Annotated in this window: 12 protein-coding genes; 11 read left to right on the forward strand and 1 reads right to left on the reverse strand. The window is 38.8% G+C overall.

Going from position 1 to position 18,120, the window contains the following annotated elements; all coding sequences use genetic code 11:
- Window positions 1-2: 2 nt before the first annotated feature.
- Window positions 3-1,571 carry an MBOAT family protein gene (locus Q4489_RS00695; protein ID WP_303475752.1) on the reverse strand — a complete coding sequence of 523 codons (1,569 nt, stop codon included), beginning with the start codon at window positions 1,569-1,571 and terminating at the stop codon, window positions 3-5.
- A 149-nt stretch (window positions 1,572-1,720) separates the two neighbouring features.
- On the opposite strand from Q4489_RS00695, the gene Q4489_RS00700 reads away from it, so the two are divergent.
- The 11 genes from Q4489_RS00700 to prsT (Q4489_RS00750) all read left to right on the forward strand — a co-directional run bounded on the left by Q4489_RS00700 (window position 1,721) and on the right by prsT (Q4489_RS00750) (window position 17,834).
- Window positions 1,721-3,136 carry a mannose-1-phosphate guanylyltransferase/mannose-6-phosphate isomerase gene (locus tag Q4489_RS00700; RefSeq protein WP_303475755.1) on the forward strand — a complete coding sequence of 472 codons (1,416 nt, stop codon included), beginning with the start codon at window positions 1,721-1,723 and terminating at the stop codon, window positions 3,134-3,136.
- 16 nt (window positions 3,137-3,152) lie between these two features.
- Window positions 3,153-4,526: a phosphomannomutase CpsG gene (locus Q4489_RS00705; RefSeq protein ID WP_303475758.1), complete on the forward strand. Its 1,374-nt coding sequence runs from the start codon at window positions 3,153-3,155 to the stop codon at window positions 4,524-4,526.
- A gap of 5 nt (window positions 4,527-4,531) precedes the next feature.
- Window positions 4,532-5,566: a GNAT family N-acetyltransferase gene (locus tag Q4489_RS00710; protein WP_303475761.1), complete on the forward strand. Its 1,035-nt coding sequence runs from the start codon at window positions 4,532-4,534 to the stop codon at window positions 5,564-5,566.
- A complete protein-coding gene (locus Q4489_RS00715; protein WP_303475764.1) occupies window positions 5,553-5,804 on the forward strand; it encodes a phosphopantetheine-binding protein in 252 nt (83 codons plus the stop codon). Before Q4489_RS00710 ends, Q4489_RS00715 begins: the two co-directional genes overlap by 14 nt.
- Entirely contained in the window at window positions 5,804-6,565 is a 762-nt protein-coding gene (locus Q4489_RS00720) for a hypothetical protein (RefSeq protein WP_303475767.1), read from the forward strand. Before Q4489_RS00715 ends, Q4489_RS00720 begins: the two co-directional genes overlap by 1 nt.
- The gene (locus Q4489_RS00725; RefSeq protein WP_303475770.1) at window positions 6,555-7,373 is read left to right on the forward strand and encodes a hydrolase 1, exosortase A system-associated; all 819 of its coding nucleotides are present in this window, start codon (window positions 6,555-6,557) and stop codon (window positions 7,371-7,373) included. The genes Q4489_RS00720 and Q4489_RS00725 overlap by 11 nt, the downstream gene beginning before the upstream one ends.
- A 127-nt stretch (window positions 7,374-7,500) precedes the next feature.
- Complete coding sequence (gene tviB / locus Q4489_RS00730; protein ID WP_303475773.1) at window positions 7,501-8,778, forward strand: Vi polysaccharide biosynthesis UDP-N-acetylglucosamine C-6 dehydrogenase TviB; 1,278 nt, start codon at window positions 7,501-7,503, stop codon at window positions 8,776-8,778.
- 19 nt (window positions 8,779-8,797) lie between these two features.
- Window positions 8,798-9,820, forward strand: a complete 1,023-nt coding sequence (locus Q4489_RS00735) for an NAD-dependent epimerase/dehydratase family protein (protein WP_303475777.1) — start codon at window positions 8,798-8,800, stop codon at window positions 9,818-9,820.
- 42 nt (window positions 9,821-9,862) lie between these two features.
- Complete coding sequence (wecB, locus tag Q4489_RS00740) at window positions 9,863-12,127, forward strand: non-hydrolyzing UDP-N-acetylglucosamine 2-epimerase (RefSeq protein WP_303475778.1); 2,265 nt, start codon at window positions 9,863-9,865, stop codon at window positions 12,125-12,127.
- A gap of 192 nt (window positions 12,128-12,319) precedes the next feature.
- Entirely contained in the window at window positions 12,320-15,067 is a 2,748-nt protein-coding gene (gene prsT / locus Q4489_RS00745) for an XrtA/PEP-CTERM system TPR-repeat protein PrsT (RefSeq protein ID WP_303475780.1), read from the forward strand.
- Window positions 15,068-15,083: 16 nt separating this feature from the next.
- A complete protein-coding gene (gene prsT / locus Q4489_RS00750; protein ID WP_303475783.1) occupies window positions 15,084-17,834 on the forward strand; it encodes an XrtA/PEP-CTERM system TPR-repeat protein PrsT in 2,751 nt (916 codons plus the stop codon).
- Window positions 17,835-18,120 lie beyond the last annotated feature (286 nt).

Below are 18,120 nucleotides of genomic sequence, written 5' to 3' on the forward strand. Positions count from 1 at the left end.
AGTTAAAATTGAAAATATAAAAATTCACTGACCTGGTTAAGCGTAAGTAACCCTAAAACAAACGCTAGCGCAGAAAGAAAAGCAAATTTAGTTGAGTATGAAAATTGCAGCTGTTGTGCCATTTTTTTTGCGGGCCAAATGGCATTAGTCGTATCAAAGTGGAGTGTGCTTAGCGTCGCTTTATGCTTGGCAAACATATCTTGTATATTAGGTAATACTAATACCGCTACCGTTAAGGTTAAGACCCACAGCCAGGTTTTTACAAAAACAGCACCGCCGCCGAGTGTTGGAGTAACGGCTAAAGCGTCTAATATTTGTTGCAGTGGAGATAAGCTAACATAAATAGCATTAGGTATAGATATGCCGTTTAGTCCCGCCATACCTGATAGCATATTGAACGCACCATCTAATGTAACGGCTCTAAAAAATACCCAGCCAATAATCACGGCAATAATGGTAATAAACCAAGCTAAGTATCGGTACAACACACTATTTACAAAAGAAATTTTACTTGTTTGTATTATGTGCTGCCAACTATGGTTTATGATCAAATATGAACCGTGTAAGCCGCCCCAAATAACAAAATTCCAACCGGCGCCATGCCATAGGCCACCAAGTAACATGGTGATCATTAAATTTGTATAGCGAGAAACTTGGCCTTTTCTGTTCCCCCCAAGGGCAATATAAACATAATCGCGTAAAAACTTAGATAATGTCATATGCCAACGTCGCCAAAACTCTGAAATATTGGCTGCTTTATAAGGAGAATAAAAGTTAAGTGGTAACACAATGCCAAATATTCTTGCTAGCCCAACTGCCATATCTGAGTAACCAGAGAAATCAAAGTATAGCTGGAAAGTATAAGCAAGTGCGCCTCCCCAAGCGGTGAAAAAATCAACCTCTTGGCCGGCATCAGCTAATGAAAATATTGGTGTGGCGTAAACGGCAACGCCATCGGCAATCACTGTTTTTTTGAATAAACCAATGGCAAAAATAGATAGGCCTATGGCTACGTCGTTTGCGTTTAATTGAAAGGGTTTGTTGCGGTTAAATTGCGGCAACATATCTTTATGATGAACAATAGGTCCTGCAATAAGTTGCGGGAAAAACGACACAAATAAAGCATAATGCAAAAAGCTATATTCTTTGGTGATACCTTTGTAAGAATCGACTAAATAAGCGATTTGTTGAAAGGTAAAAAATGAAATCGCCAGTGGTAAAATAATATTACCGATAGAATAATCAGCATCTAGCACGCTATTTATGTTGTTAAGAATAAAACCGGCGTATTTAAAATAAGCAATGGCGAATAAATTTACTGCGATGCCAAAAATGAGTAGTCCTTTATGTTTCGAACGACCACCTAGCATTCCGCCCAATAAGTAATTGAATCCCATTGAAGCGAGTAACAAAATGAGATAGAGCGGATTCCACCAACCGTAAAAAAATAAAGAACATGCCACCAAAACTGCTATGGCGGGTTCATTACCGTAGCGCTTTGCTATTTGTAAAAATAACAAAATCGTTAAAGGTAGAAAAAAGAAAAGAAATTCAACCGAATTAAATAACACCTGACTTCCTTGCGTATCGTATTATGTTTCGTTATTGCAATTTAACTATCTGCTTATGATCCATAATACATTTAGCAAATGTACTTTCGAAGCATTAATAAATCACTTATGATGACATTATAATTAAATTCATCGTTTATGGAAGACAAATGGATCAACCTATCATAACTCCAGTTGTGTTGTGTGGTGGAAGTGGTACTCGACTTTGGCCATTATCACGCACTTATACCCCGAAACAATTTTTACCGTTAACTTCTTCTTATTCAATGTTGCAAGAAACGGTGCTGCGATTACCTAAAACGATTAATCAAGGTATCTTCATTTGTAATGAAGAGCATCGCTTTATGCTTGCTGAGCAATTGAGGCAAATTGATGCCAATAACAGCACTATTTTACTTGAGCCTGAAGGCAGAAACACTGCACCCGCGGTAGCTTTAGCTGCTTTGCAGGCAATGAAAGATAATCCGCATGCGATGTTATTAGTGTTAGCAGCAGATCATGTAATCTCTGATCATGGCGCATTTCATCAAGCGATTGAACATGCCACCGCAGCGGCCATGCAAGATAAGTTAACCACTTTTGGCATTGTGCCTGATAAGCCTGAAACAGGGTATGGTTACATTCAACATGGCAACGATGGCGAACAATTTCATTCGGTAAAACAGTTTGTTGAAAAGCCAGCGCTTGATGTCGCTAAACAATACGTTGCTTCTGGTGATTATCTGTGGAATAGCGGTATGTTTTTGTTCAAAGCGTCATGCTTTATTGATGAATTAGAGAAATACTGCCCAGAAATACTCATAGCGTGTCAGCAAGCATTCAGTGGCGCAGAACAAGACTTAGATTTTATTAGACCAGAAAAGTCAGCATTTTTAACTTGTATCAGTGAATCTATCGATTATGCCGTCATGGAAAAAACATCAAATGCCGCAGTAGTGCCTCTAGATGCGGGTTGGAGTGATGTGGGTTCTTACGGCGCGTTAGCGGATGTACTCGATAAAAGTGATGATAAAGACAATGTTTTTATTGGCGACGTATTAACTCATGAAACCTCGCAATGTTATATCAACAGTCAAGATAAACTGGTAGCGGCAGTCGGGGTTGAAAACCTTGTGATTGTTGACACGCCAGATGCGGTATTAGTGGCTAATAAAGATAAAGCACAAGATGTTAAAGCAATTGTTGAACAATTAAAGCAACAAGGCAGAAGCGAAGTGTCATTTCAGCGAGAAGTGTACCGTCCTTGGGGTAAATATGACTCTATCGACATGGGTGAGCGTTTCCAAGTAAAACGCATTACGGTAAAACCGGGGGCAAAACTTTCAGTACAAATGCATCACCATAGAGCTGAACATTGGATTGTTGTCTCAGGTACGGCAAAAGTTACTATTGGCGAAACAACGTCGCTTTTGAGTGAAAATATGTCTACTTACATCCCGATTGGTGAAGTTCACGCATTAGAGAACCCAGGAAAACTCCCCCTAGAAATGATTGAAGTACAATCAGGTAGTTACCTTGGCGAAGACGATATTGTAAGATTCGAAGACAGATACGGCCGTAGTTAATAGTAGAATAATTATCATGACAAAAGAAAAGTTAACCTGTTTTAAAGCTTACGATATTCGTGGCAAATTGGGCGAAGAGCTAAACACTGATATTGCTTATCGCATTGGTCGTGCTTTTGCTCAGCACACGAAAGCTAAAACAGTTGTGGTTGGCGGCGACGTTCGCTTAACTAGCGAAGAATTAAAACTGGCATTAGCCAATGGTTTGATGGATGGCGGCACAGATGTCATTGATCTAGGTCTTAGCGGTACTGAACATATTTATTTCGCCACAAGCCATTTAAAATGTGATGGTGGTATTGTAGTGACAGCGAGTCATAACCCGATAGACTACAACGGAATGAAGTTAGTTAGAGAGCATTCTAAACCGATTTCTGGTGATACTGGCCTGTTTGATATTCAAGCCTTAGCAGAAAACGCTAATTTTGTTACGCCAACGCTAAAGGGAAAAAGTACTTGTCATGATATTTCCAGTGCATATACCGAGCATTTATTAAGCTATATTGAATTGGACAATATTAAACCGCTAAAAGTTGTTGTTAATGCCGGCAATGGTACCGCAGGGCCAGCGTTAGACTGCATTGAACAAGCATTTAAAGCGCGTAATGTTCCAATTGAATTTATCAAAGTAAATCACCAGCCTGACGGCACGTTTCCAAACGGTATTCCGAACCCTTTATTACACGAGAACCAACCTGTAACAGCGAATGCTGTGAAAGTACATCAAGCTGATATGGGGATTGCGTGGGACGGTGACTTTGATCGCTGCTTTCTATTTGATGAAAACGGCAGCTTTATTGAAGGCTACTACATTGTTGGGTTACTCGCAGAAAACTTTCTCGCTAAGCAGCCGGGCGGAAAAATTATTCATGATCCACGTTTAACGTGGAATACCATCGATATTGTTGAACAAAGTGGCGGTCAAGCAATACAGAGTAAAACCGGGCATGCTTTCATCAAAGAACGTATGCGTGAAGAAGATGCGATTTACGGCGGCGAAATGAGCGCTCATCATTATTTTCGAGATTTTGCCTATTGCGATAGCGGTATGATCCCTTGGTTATTAGTGGCAGAACTACTGTGTATTAAAAACCAACCCCTCTCAGCCTTAGTACAAGACAGAATCGCGAAATATCCTTCACCTGGTGAGATTAACAGTACGATAGCTGACCCTAAAAAGGCCATTGCGCGTGTACTAGAATATTACCAATCGCAAGCGGTTGAGATTGAGTATGTTGACGGTATAAGTGTTTCATTTGACAACTGGCGCTTTAATCTACGCTCTAGTAATACTGAACCGGTGGTCAGGTTAAATGTTGAAACCAAGGGTGATGTCACCTTGATGCAAACAAAAACTGATGAAGTACTGCAATTATTGCGACAACAGTAATGAACATGGAATATCGTATTCTAACGCTAAGCGACTTAAGCGAAGAATACTGGCAACAGCGCTTTTCACCGCAACTGTTTGAACACTCGTTGTTTTGGCTACAAGCTACCGAGCAATATGTAACGAAACAACGCTGTAAGTTGCATACCTTATGGTGTGATGAACAACTAGTTGCGGCGCTACCGCTTTATCAAGAGCGGGGCTTTTTAGGCGCAAAAGTGTTAAAAAACTTAATAAGCTTTTATTCAACAGAAGTGAGCTTTTTAGTCAATAAAGATTACCCACAAAGTGGGCAACTACTATATGACCACATTATTAACGCTAATCGTTGGCACTTGATTGAACTTGGTCCCATTGTTAGCGAACGTCTCAGCTTTCATTATTTAAATACAGTGGTTGCACAGCAAACCAATTGGTTTATTCACGATATTGACTCAGAAGATACCTACTTTTCCACAAGACCGAGCCGATTGAAAAATACGTTAAAACGTAAAAATAAGCAGTTAGTCAAACATAATTTTCGTTTTCAAATTGCAGATGATCCAACAAGCGTTAAGCAGATGTTTACTGACTATCAAGCGATTTATCAACAAAGTTGGAAAGGCCAAGAATACAGCGACGATTTTATACTGGCTGCCTGCTTAAACGCACAAGCAGAACAAAAGCTATGTTTTGCGACGCTATATATTGATGAAATTCCAGCAGCGTCTCAAATATGGTTTACTCAAGAAAATCAGGTCTCTATTTTTAAGTTAGCCTATGACCCGCAGTTTTCCTCGCTGTCAGTAGGGAGTTTATTATCTGAATACATGACAAAACATGTGTTAAACCACTATGGTATGCGCCATATTGAATTTGGTATGGGTAATGAGCGTTATAAGCAAGATTGGATGAACGAAAAGCAGCACCGTTATTGTTATTTGGTGTTTAATACCAAGTCGATTATTGGCATACTGGCGTGGTTAAGATATAGCGTATTGGCTAGCTTTAAAAAAACTTTAACAGGATGGTTAGGAAAAAACTCGGATGACTCAACGTGATATTAAACAACAACTAATAGAAATTTTATCTGGCTTAATGCCGAGTTATAACCAACAATATTGGCAAAGCAACCCTGAACTCATTGGCGTGGTGCCTGAATTTGACTCCATGACCATCGTAAATCTGATTGGTGAATTAGAAGATCAGTTTGATTTAACCTTAGACGATGACGACGTAACGGCGGAAAACTTTGAATCTGTCGATACCATCGTTGCGCTTGTGAATAGCGAACGTTAATGCTTCAAACTGGCGCACATTTTTATTCAATACGTTCAACCGCATTATATCGCTTTGTTCGTTTACCTACGTTGTTTGAACGATTAGTGGTGTTTTGTCCGCCGTTGTTTGAAGACGCGAACAATACCCGCCACGCTTATAGTAAGTTTGCACAACAACTTGAAGTACAGCAAATAGCGTCTGTTATTTTTGATTATACAGGCACGGGAGATAGTGCTGGAGAGCTAACTGATGCGTCAATTGCTACTTGGCGCTTAGAGCTTACTGAACAAATTTCTGATATTAAACAACAGTTTCCTAACGTGAGAATTACCTTACTCGCCTGCTGTTCCGCTGCGCTGGTGTTAAACGAAACGCTGTTTGAGTGTGCTCATGATATTGTTTTTTGGCATCCAGAACTTAATGGTAAAAAATACCTTAACCAATTAAAGCGTATGGCAAAGTTGCAACCTAATGATGACCAATACATTGGTGAAGCATCGACATCGCTTATTGCAGGGTATGAATTATCAGCAGGGTTATTAGATGAACTAGCAGCAATCAACACAAGCTTACCCATTAATAAAAAAATCTTCTGGGGCGAGTTTTCAATGCAAATGCCTGTACCAGTAGCACGTAATCGCTTATATCAATCTGTATCGCAAAGTGCTCACTTTTCCCTCGAAGTTTTTCAACAAGCAAAATTTTGGCAGGCGTCAGAGTTAACCCTACCGATACCTTTACTTAAGCAAACAATGCAGTGGCTTGACGATGCAACATAATCAAGAAATTCCTGTTAGTTTCAAATCGGGCGAAGCTCACTTGCATGGCATTTTACATCAGGTTGAACATGCTAAACAGGGCGTGATCATGGTTGTTGGCGGCCCACAAACGCGGGTTGGTAGCCATCGAATGTTTGTTCAAATTGCACGATATTTAGCTAGCCAAGGAGTTAGCGTTTTACGGTTTGATTATCGAGGCGCTGGTGATAGCGACGGTGAGATACAATCGTTTCAACATACCGTTGGTGATATTTCAGCGGCAGTAAGGTTTTTTAATAGACAATACCCTAAAACAAACATCGCCTTGTGGGGGTTGTGTGACGCAGCATCTGCTATCGCTTTGTTTTTAAAAACAGAACAAGTAACTTCGATTAATCATGTGGTGTTACTAAACCCTTGGGTAAAACAACCAGCGACTGAAGCCCAAGCGTATTTATCACATTATTATTGGCATCGACTGCGCGACATAAGTTTTTGGAAAAAGCTTATCACGGGTAAGTTAAACATTTTTCGAAGTGCACAAGGTATTGCAGAACAAAAAACATTAGCCAAACAACAACAGGAAGGCTCATTTGTTGATGGCATGTTAGCGGGGTTGCAACAGTATACGGGTCAATCTCATCTAATTTTGGCAGAGCAAGACCTAACGGCACAAGAATTTTGCCAGCTCAGAACACACAATGCTCCTTGGAAAAAATTAAATTTTAGTAGTGAAATCATCATTGCTGGTGCTAATCACACCTTTGCGTCACCCCGTTGGAAACAACAAGTAGCAGAACAAACCTTTAATGCGATTATATCTAGTTAATTTTAATCATTATCGCTACAATGGTGAAGGTGTTAATATTTTGTAGCAACTTATTAACGTAAGTAAACAGCGGTTTTGTTTCGGAAAGATAAAACAAAAAAGAATCACATTTTGCTTGGTAAAGAATATGGAATCAGTTTTTCAGCCTAAAATTGCAATTATTGGCTTAGGATATGTAGGTTTACCCTTAGCGGTCGAGTTTGGTAAAAAGTTTCAAACTATTGGTTTTGATATCAATGGTCCTCGTGTTCAAGAACTCAACCAAGGTATTGACCGTACACTTGAAGTAAATCGTGAAGAGCTAAATGAAGCAACACAACTTACTTGCTCATCTAACACTCAAGATATTATTGGTTGCGATTATTATATCGTTACCGTTCCAACCCCGATTGATCAACACAAGCAACCTGATTTAACTCCGCTGATTAAAGCGTCTGAAATGCTCGGTGGTGTTATCGCAAAAGATGCGACAGTGATCTATGAATCAACGGTTTATCCTGGTGCAACAGAAGAAGATTGCGTACCAATTTTAGAGCAAGTATCAGGTTTAACGTTTAACCAAGATTTTTTCGTCGGTTACTCCCCAGAGCGGATAAATCCAGGTGATAAAACACACCGTTTACCCTCTATTTTAAAAGTTACTTCCGGTTCTACACCTGAAGTTGCTGAAAAAGTAGATGCCTTATACCGCAGTATTATTACGGCTGGTACATACAAAGCATCATCTATTCGCGTGGCAGAAGCGGCGAAAGTCATTGAAAATACCCAACGTGATGTCAATATCGCACTTATTAATGAGCTATCGATAATTTTTAATCGCTTAGGTATTGATACATTAGAGGTGCTTGAAGCTGCGGGCACAAAATGGAACTTCTTACCATTTCGTCCTGGTTTGGTTGGTGGCCACTGTATTGGTGTTGATCCTTACTACCTTACGCATAAAGCGCAAGCAGTGGGGTATCACCCTGAAATGATTCTCGCTGGCCGACGCCTTAACGATGGCATGGGTCAATACGTTGTTTCTCAATTAGTAAAAGGTATGCTGCAAAAGCGTATTCAGGTTGATCAATCAAATGTATTAGTAATGGGCTTAACGTTTAAAGAAAATTGCCCTGATTTACGTAATACTAAGATAATCGACATTATCCATGAGCTAAAAGAATACAACATTAACGTTGATGTTGTAGATCCGCTATGTGAGAGTGAAGAAGCTCAAAAAGAATACGGTATTTCGCTAACCAAAACGCCTGAAAAAGGTAAATACGACGGTGTTATTCTTGCGGTCGCACATAGCGAATTTAAAGCCATGGATATTAGTGAAATTAAAGCACTTGGCCGAGAAAACCATGTGTTGTATGACTTAAAGTGTGTGTTGGATAAATCACACGTAGATATGCGTCTATAAACGTACAAAGGATTAAACAGTGTCATCATTTGAAACAGTAAAAGCGCAATTATTAACCAGTCCTAAAACCTGGTTAGTTACCGGCGTTGCAGGGTTTATTGGCTCTAATTTATTAGAAGCGTTATTAACGCTGAATCAGAAGGTTGTTGGGTTAGATAACTTTGCTACCGGATATCAGAAAAACCTAGACGAAGTACAACAAAGCGTTAGCAGTGAGCAATGGCAAAATTTTCGCTTTATTGAGGGTGATATTCGAGATTTTGAAACCTGCCAAAATGCTGCAAATAGCGTGGACTACGTATTACATCAAGCTGCATTAGGTTCAGTGCCACGGTCAATTGCTGATCCAATTACCACTAACGCCGCCAATATTACCGGCTTTTTAAATATGCTTGAAGCCGCGAAACAGCAATCGGTCAGCAGTTTTGTCTATGCAGCTAGTAGTTCAACATATGGCGATCATCCGGCATTACCAAAGATTGAAGAAAATATCGGTAATCCATTGTCTCCTTATGCTGTGACCAAGTATGTTAACGAGCTATACGCAAGTGTGTATGCCAGAACCTATGATTTTAACTGTATCGGTTTGCGTTACTTTAATGTGTTTGGAAAGCGTCAAGACCCAGATGGTGCTTATGCAGCTGTGATCCCTAAGTGGACAGCCGCGATGATTAAAAACGAGCAGGTATTTATCAATGGCGACGGCTTAACCAGTCGTGATTTTTGTTACATTGAAAATACGGTGCAAATGAATATTTTAGCGGCTACAGCTGCTAAAGATGCGAAAAATGAAGTGTATAATGTTGCTGTAGGTGACCGTACTACACTAAATGATTTATTCGCATCAATTAAAACAGCGTTAATTGATAACGGTGTGAATGTAGAGCAAGCCCCAGAATATCGAGATTTTCGTGCTGGTGATGTAAGACATTCGCAAGCTGATATATCAAAAGCCGCAACGAAACTGGGCTATGCTCCAGGTTATAAAATACAACAGGGTATCTTAGAAGCGATGCCTTGGTATCTAAACAATGTTAAATAACATCATTAAGTCAAAGATAAGCTTATTAGTAAGGATTGAAGCATGAAAGTAGGGATTGTTGTTGGGACACGCCCAGAAATTATCAAAATGGCACCAGTAATTCGCGAGTGCCAAAAGCGTGGCGTGGCTTACTTTATTATTCATTCAAATCAACATTATTCAGAAGAGATGGACAGCATCTTTTTCAAAGAATTGAATCTACCTCAACCAAATTACAATTTAGGCGTGGGTTCTGGTTTGCATAGTAATCAAACCGGTAACATTTTGATCAAAATGGAACCTATCTTACTTGACGAAAAGCCTGATGTTGTATTGGTACAAGGTGATACTAATACGGTGCTTGCCGGTGCATTAGCTGCATCAAAATTAGGTATTAAAGTAGGTCACATTGAAGCAGGTTTACGTAGTTATGACCGTACCATGCCTGAAGAAACCAACCGAATTATGACCGATCATATCAGCGATTATTTATTTGCAGTTGGGCCTAATCAACATAAAATATTGTCGAAAGAGGGCATTAATGCTGACAATATTTTCACTGTGGGTAACACGGTTTCAGATTCATTATTTCAACATTTAGAGATTTCAGCTGAAAAAAGTAAAATTTTAGCTGATCTTGGTGTTACCGATAAAAACTATTTTTTAGTAACCGCGCATCGTGCATCTAATGTTGATACGCCAGCAAGTTTACAAGCGCTGTTAGCTTTGTTTGATAAACTACACGCTAAATACAGCCAACCTATTGTATGGCCTATTCACCCTAGAACGCAGGCAAAGTTAAAAGAATTTAGTATTGAAGTACCAAGTTACTTAAAACTATTACCGCCTATTGGTTATTTAGATTTTATTCAATTACAAAAACACGCACTATTAATTCTTACCGACTCAGGCGGCATACAAGAAGAAGCCTGTTTATTAGGTGTGCCATGTATTACCTTACGTGAAAATACAGAACGGCCAGAGTCTATCGAAGTAGGCGCGAATGTATTAGTGGGTTTAGATGGCGATAAAGCATTAGCTGCAGCTGAAAAGTGGTTAGCAAAAGGTGATTTTTCTTGGGAAAACCCTTTTGGCGACGGCCATGTAGCTGAAACGATTCTAGATATTATTACGGGTACTGAACAAGTCGACTTGCAAGAGAAGATTGTTGCTAAAAATGAAACACTTGCCGTTGTTGGTATGGGCTATATGGGCTTGCCAATTGCAAGTTTAATCGCTCAAGCTGGTTATTCAGTCACGGGTATTGATTTAAGCCAAGAAAAAGTAGACTCAATCAATCGTGGCGAATGCCCGTTTGATGAAGTAGGTATGCCTGAATTAATCAAAAAAGTGGTAGAGCAAGGCTTCTTAAAGGCTTCAACGTCTATACCTTCTTCTGATACTTACCTCGTTGCTGTACCTACACCGCACAAAGATAACGCTTGCGATCGAAGCTATGTTTTCAGTGCCGCAGATGCTATTGCTAAAGTGGCGAAAAATGGCCAAACAGTAATTGTTGAATCAACCATTTCTCCGCAAACCAGTTTAGCGGTTGAACAACGATTTGCTGATGCGGGCTTACAAATTGATGTAGTGCATTGCCCTGAACGCGCAATACCAGGCCAAACCTTACACGAACTAGTGAACAACGATCGTATCATTGGCGCATCAAGCAGCGAAGCACAACAAAAAGTAAAACGTATCTACCAAAGCTTTGTAAATGGTGAAGTGTTCTTAACGGATTTAACAACAGCAGAGTGCGTTAAATTAGTTGAAAACACCTCAAGAGATGTAGGTATTGCTTTTGCAAATGAGCTTGCACAAATTGCCGAAGAGCTAGACGTAAACGTGTACGAAGTAATAAAGCTGGCTAATCGTCATCCACGGGTGAATGTATTAACACCAGGACCTGGAGTAGGTGGTCACTGTATACCGATTGACCCATGGTTCTTAGTTGAAAATACTAAATCGGGTGATTTTGTCCGATTAGCACGTAAAATCAATGATGAAAGACCTTACGTGATCGGTGAAAAAGCATTAGAAATGCTTTCTGCCGTTAAAGGTAAACGTATTGGTATCTTGGGCGTCGCGTATAAGGCGAATGTTGATGACTGTAGAGAAACACCCGCTGACGCTATTTTAGATTGCTTCAATAAAGCCGGTGTTGAAGTTTGTTACCATGACCCGTTTGTTCCTAAATGGGATTGCCCTAGAAAAGATAGCATTGCTGATATTGAAGCATGGGCTGACGTACTCATTTTAGTAACAGACCATACTTGTTACAGTAATTTAGCAGTCAATATTCCACTGCTTAATACTCGCGGTTAACCATAAAAAGCTCACGTAATGTGAGCTTTTCTATAAGTTGTGTAATAACAATAAAGCAAAATTAAAACAGGTTTAGACTAGCAGTTTTACGGTAATTGCTATACAAATAGAGTAAATTATCAACAGACTACATTCGCTGTTAGACGCCAAGTAGACAATATAAAAATAAATAGAACGAAAGAGGGAATTCTCATGTTAAATAAAAAAGCAGCAATATCATTAGCCGTTATGGTCGCATTGGCTGGCTGTGGTGAAACCCTTACTGTTGAAGATCATCTCGCGCAAGCAAAACAATACCAATCAGAAAACAAATTAAAAGAAACTGAAATAGCGCTGAAAAATGCCATTCAATTAGACATGAAAAACCCACAAGCAAGGTTTAGCTTAGGTAAACTTTACTTGTCGCAAGGTGAAAGTGCTGGCGCAATAAAAGAATTAGAAAAAGCACAATCTTTAAAATTTACTGGGCGAGACTTAGTACCTTCGTTAGCCAGAGCATACCTTATTGCTGATGATAACGAAGGAGTGATTAACTTATCAGAAGCATCAACATCACTTCCAGATGAACAGCAAGTTGAATATTTGTCATATAAAACTTTAGCGTTAATCAAAACACAACAGCCTGATTTAGCGAAACAAGCGGCAAAAGAGGCTGATAAACGTTTACCTGCTAACCCTTACGCTATTTTATCTAATGCGTATATCGCAATGTTAGATGAAGAACTCGACAGAGCTTCTGCATTGGTGAATAAAAGTCTAAATTTAACAGCTGACATTCCAGAAGCGGTGATGTTGCAAGGGCAAATCGCTATAGCAAAAGCTGATTATGAAACCGCTGCCCAACATTTTGAGCAATATTTAGCATTACAGCCACAGTCAAAATTAGTTTACTTATTATTGGCCGACACGTTAGTTAAAACAGATAGATACCTAGAAGCAGAAAAATATGCAGATCTCATTTTATCTGCGATGTCTCAACAGCCTGTAGCCAACTATGTTAAATCACTGGTTCGCTTTGCTGAAAAAGATTATGAAGAAGCATTAAAATATGCCGAGGTTGGCCTCAATAGCCAATACATGAAGCCTCATTTACGCTTAGTTGCTGGCGCAAGTGCATTCTATTTAGCAAAATATGAGCAAGCAAATTTACATCTAGGCGCTATCGTTCATCAATTAACCCCAGAGCACTCTGCGCGAAAAATGTATGCAGTTAGTCAATTTCACTTAGGTGCTATTGAAAATATAACCGATGCTTTACAAGGTTACACACCCGTTTCTGAACAAGATCAGGAATTTCTTTCATCGCTGAGCTTTAGTTTGTTCAGTATGGGGGCAAAAGAAGAAGCTAAAATTATTGCTCAGCGAGTAGCGGATTCTGAACTTTCTTCTGCGAAGTCGTCTGGGCGTAAAGGTTTGTTAAAACTATTAATGGACGACTTCTCCGGAATTGATGATTTAAAAACCGCACTTGAGAAAAACCCTGATTTAATTGGTGCTGAGTTAGCACTTGCTTACGTTGCTTTAGATCGTGAAAACTATGAAGAAGCTAGAAATATTGCAAGTGAATGGCAAGAAAAAAATCCTGAAAAAGCTGATGGTTATAACATGTTAGCAGCTGTTCATATCCGCCAAAATGAATTTGAACAAGCACATGACATGCTGAAAAAAAGTTTAGACGTTGTGCCAAATAATGCATTTGCACTAACAGAATTGACTTCAGTGTTAATGAAGCTTGATAAAAAATCTGACGCAGAAAAAATTGCACAACAAGCTATTCAAGAACACCCAAATAACCTGAAAGCCTTACATAATAATTATGCATTAAAGCGAAATGCAGAAGCGTTGGACGCAATAAAAGTGGCATTTGAAGCAGCTGATAATAAAAATACCTATGCACCCTTATATATGCAAGCGTTGCTAGATGCCGATGAAATACAAGCCCTTTTAAAAGTTGCAGATACGCTAACGCTTGACTTTAAAACACCGAAAAAAGTGTGGCAATTACAAATTTTTGCTTATCATAAATTACAAAAAGGTAGGCAGATTAAAGCAACCCTTGAGAAGTGGCTAACGGCAAACCCTTATCACGTTGAACCGGTTTTTTTATTAGCTGATTATTATGTGAAAGCAAAAGATGCTGATCGTGCATTAACGGTTATCAATAATGCATTGGCTGGCCCACATGAAAAAAACACGAATGTTCAATTAGTAAAAATGCAATTATTATTGGATGGTCGTGATACAGCGCTGGCGAAAAGACTATTAAATGAAATAGATACTGACGCATTAAATGAAAACTTGCTTGCCGGTATTCACGGACGTATTGCACTGCTTGAAAATAAATTACCTGAGGCAGTAAAAGGATTAACAAAGTACTATCAAGATTATCCAAGTAGTCAAAATGCGGTATTACTTGCTATTGCTCGAAGTCGCTCTGGTGATCAAGAAGAAGCGATTGCTGGATTAGAAAAACACGTAGAAGCTCATGAAAATGATTTACCCGCACGTAACCTGCTTGCCAATTATTACGTTAAGCAGGATAGCTCAAAAGCTATAGCTCAATATGAGCAGTTAGTGAGTAAGCAACCTTTAAATGTTGTCGCGTTAAATAACCTGGCGTGGTTGTCATTAGAAAATAATAAGCTGGATAAAGCAGAAACCTATGCGAAGAAAGCTTATGAACTTGCACCAAACGTGCCTAATATTGCTGACACTTATGCAAAAGTATTGTGGGCATCAGGTGATAAGCGTGAAGCGCTAAATAAATCGAAAGAAGCTTATGATTTATCGAAAGGACAAGACGTAGACATTACGTTAAATTACGTTGAACACTTACTTGAAAATAGCCGTAACAATGAAGCGAAATCTGTACTATTAAAAGTAAAACCAGCAACAGAAGCACAGAAAACGAAAACCTCTGAGTTGTTAAATAAAATCTAGTATTGAAGGAACGATCATGAATAATAATAAAAAAATAACACTTTCTATTGCGATAGCCGTTGCACTAGGTTTATCAGCATGCGGTGATAAATCTTCGCAAGAATACATCCAGATGGGTGAAAAATCGATTGAGAACGCAAATACTGCTGAAGCTATTGTACAATTTAAAAACGCGGTAAGGATCGAGCCTAAAAGTGTTGCGGCCAGAACGCACTTGGGGCTAGCCTATGTTAAACAGGGTGCATACGCTAATGCTGAAAAGGAATTAGAAAGAGCACTCGAACTCGGCGCAAGTGACGACAGTGTTGTGGTGAACTTAGCACTTGCCAGAGGTAAGCTTGAAGATCATACCGGGTTGCAATTACTTATCGACAATAACAGCAACATGAGTGATGAAACCTATCAAGGGGTGCTTTATTATGCGGGCACTGCGGCTTTAGATGAAAAAGATTTAGCCACAGGTCAAGACCTACTTGGCCAAGCAATCTCTATCGCACCAGAAAGTCGTTTTGGTCAGCTATCAAAGGCATACCTATCTTATGTAGAAAAGTCATATGCTGAAAGCGAACAAATAACCAAAGCACTATTAGAAAAGTCTCCAGAAGATGCAGAAGCACTGGTTATATTGGGTCATAATTACTTTGCTCAGAAAAACTTTTCAGCGGCAAACGACACGTTTGCAAAACATGTAAAAATGGTTCCTGAAGATTACCCCGTTTTACTTTTTCAAATTAACTCATTATTACAAGCTGAAAAATTTACAGAAGCTGAACCATTATTAGATAAAGTGATGTCACGCTTTAAAAACTTATCGTTGGCACATCAATATAAATCGCAAATTGAATACCATAAGCAAAACTATCGTGATGCTTTATTTCATGCCGAAGAAGCGAACAAAGGCAGCTTAGAGTTTTCTGTTGCACGTATGATTGCAGGTGTGAGTGCTTATCAATTAAATGAAATTGAGCAGTCATATGCCAACTTAAAAATGGTCGAAGATGTATTGCCATTAACGCATCCAGTACAAAAGTTATTAGCCATCGTACGTGTGAAGTTAGGGTATACCGATGAAGCGGCCGAAACCTTTAATTTAATGGAAGGTTTAACGGAAGCTGATGTTGCTTTTTTACAAGAAACAAGTGCAGCTTTGGTTGATTCTAATGATTTTAATACCGCTAAAGACTTATTAGAAAAAGCACAACAATTAGATCCTGAAAATGCGAATGTGGCAGCGCAGAAAGGGGCAATGTTGCTATCTCAGCAAGATGTTTCAGGGTTAAGCTCTTTAGAGCAGGCTTTAAACATAGATCCATCATTAGCAGATGTTGAATTTTCATTAGCCTTACAGTATTTGCGGTTTGATCAAGTTGAAAAAGCACAATCTATCGCAACAGAATGGATCGAAACTACAGATAAAAAATCTACGGGTCACCTGCTGCAAGGTATTATTAATACTAAAAAAGGCGCGACTAATGACGCTAAAGAAGACTTCGAAACAGTATTAACGTTAGAACCTGAAAATATTTCAGCGTTATACAACCTTGCAATGTTAAATGAAAAAGACGATGTTTCTAAAGCAAAAGCGTTATACGAAAAGTTACTCGTATTGTCTCCTAGTCATTTAGGAGGGCTCAATCGCTATAGTTTGTTGCAACAAGAACAAAACAAATCTGCTGAATCGATCACTTTTTTAGAAAAGCTATTAGCCGAAGATAAAGACAATACCAATTTGATGCTAGGATTAGCTCAAAATTATCGGTTAAATAATGATTTACCAAAGGCGATTGACGTATTAACAAATATTGAAAATCGAGATAATTTACCCGACGCTTATTGGACTATTTTAGGCGATAGTTACCTACAAAATAAAAACGTGACGTTAGCTAAAACGACCTTTTATAAGGCGATTGAACAGTTTCCGAAAAATTATATTTTACATTTACGCTATATTGGTGTGTTAGAAATTGAACAAGCGTTTGATTTAGCATTACAAGCCGCAGAACAAGCCTATAAGGTGTTTCCTGACAATACCAGAATAGAAATGTTAATTGCTTATTATGAGGCACGTAACCAAAATATACGGGGAAGTAAAACATATTTAACTAAATTAGCTGATAAAGGTGTTGAACATCCGTTTATTAATGCTATTGCAGGGCAAGTAGCAGTGCTTGAGAAAGATTACGAAGCGGCGGTTGAACATTTTTCTGAAGCTTATTCGTTAGAAAGTAGTGCACAAAATGCTATTTATCTGGCCAGAGCATTGCGTTTTACCGGTAAGCAAAAAGAAGCAGAAGCCGTGCTTGAAAAACATTTAGCAACAGAGCCAAATGTGAAAATGCGTATGTTATTGGCAAGTTTATATACCGATAACAGCGCAGAGAAGAAAATTGCTCAATATGAACTCGCTTTGCAAGAATCACCAGATAATTTGATTATCTTAAATAATTTGGCGTGGGCGCATTATACGCAAAATAATTTAGCTAAAGCTAAGCAATATATCTCAAAAGCGTATGACGTTAAGTCTGATTACTTACCTGTTTTGGAAACATATGGGGTTATTCTTCATGCGCTAAATGATGAGCAAAGTGCTGATATATTAAAGCAAGCAATGAATGCTGGCAGTACTGACATTAAAACCCAGTTATCGTATGCCGAGGTATTAATACAACAAGGTGATAATGATAAAGCTAGAGATGTGTTAGATAACATCGCAGTGAAAAATGCAGATGTACAACGTGAAATTTCAAAATTACGTAGTCAAATCTAATACCGGCTAAGGCGCACTACATTTTATTATGTGCGCCTTAACAATTCATTGAAACTTAGAACTTATAAATTGACTATCTTTAATAATGCATTCATCGATCATAAAGCCTCAAGCCGGTGAATGCGCTAATATCTAAGATTTATCCATGAATCCTACCTGACTGTACTTTGTATACGAATTAGCAATTTTATCGAGATAAAAATTACAAGTTAACACGATGAAATAAAACTAAGTTGCTGTTTTTATTGAGTTAGAATTTTCTTATATAAACTCATCGTTATTTAAT

This window comes from Thalassotalea sp. 1_MG-2023, from assembly GCF_030546745.1.
GTDB lineage: Bacteria > Pseudomonadota > Gammaproteobacteria > Enterobacterales > Alteromonadaceae > Thalassotalea_C.

Coding starts and splice junctions, on each gene's coding strand:
- Q4489_RS00705 (WP_303475758.1), top strand. CDS start 3,153: ATGACAAAAGAAAAGTTAACCTGTTTTAAAGCTTACGATATTCGTGGC.
- Q4489_RS00710 (WP_303475761.1), top strand. CDS start 4,532: ATGGAATATCGTATTCTAACGCTAAGCGACTTAAGCGAAGAATACTGG.
- wecB (WP_303475778.1), top strand. CDS start 9,863: ATGAAAGTAGGGATTGTTGTTGGGACACGCCCAGAAATTATCAAAATG.
- prsT (WP_303475783.1), top strand. CDS start 15,084: ATGAATAATAATAAAAAAATAACACTTTCTATTGCGATAGCCGTTGCA.
- Q4489_RS00715 (WP_303475764.1), top strand. CDS start 5,553: ATGACTCAACGTGATATTAAACAACAACTAATAGAAATTTTATCTGGC.
- Q4489_RS00720 (WP_303475767.1), top strand. CDS start 5,804: ATGCTTCAAACTGGCGCACATTTTTATTCAATACGTTCAACCGCATTA.
- Q4489_RS00725 (WP_303475770.1), top strand. CDS start 6,555: ATGCAACATAATCAAGAAATTCCTGTTAGTTTCAAATCGGGCGAAGCT.
- Q4489_RS00700 (WP_303475755.1), top strand. CDS start 1,721: ATGGATCAACCTATCATAACTCCAGTTGTGTTGTGTGGTGGAAGTGGT.
- prsT (WP_303475780.1), top strand. CDS start 12,320: ATGTTAAATAAAAAAGCAGCAATATCATTAGCCGTTATGGTCGCATTG.
- tviB (WP_303475773.1), top strand. CDS start 7,501: ATGGAATCAGTTTTTCAGCCTAAAATTGCAATTATTGGCTTAGGATAT.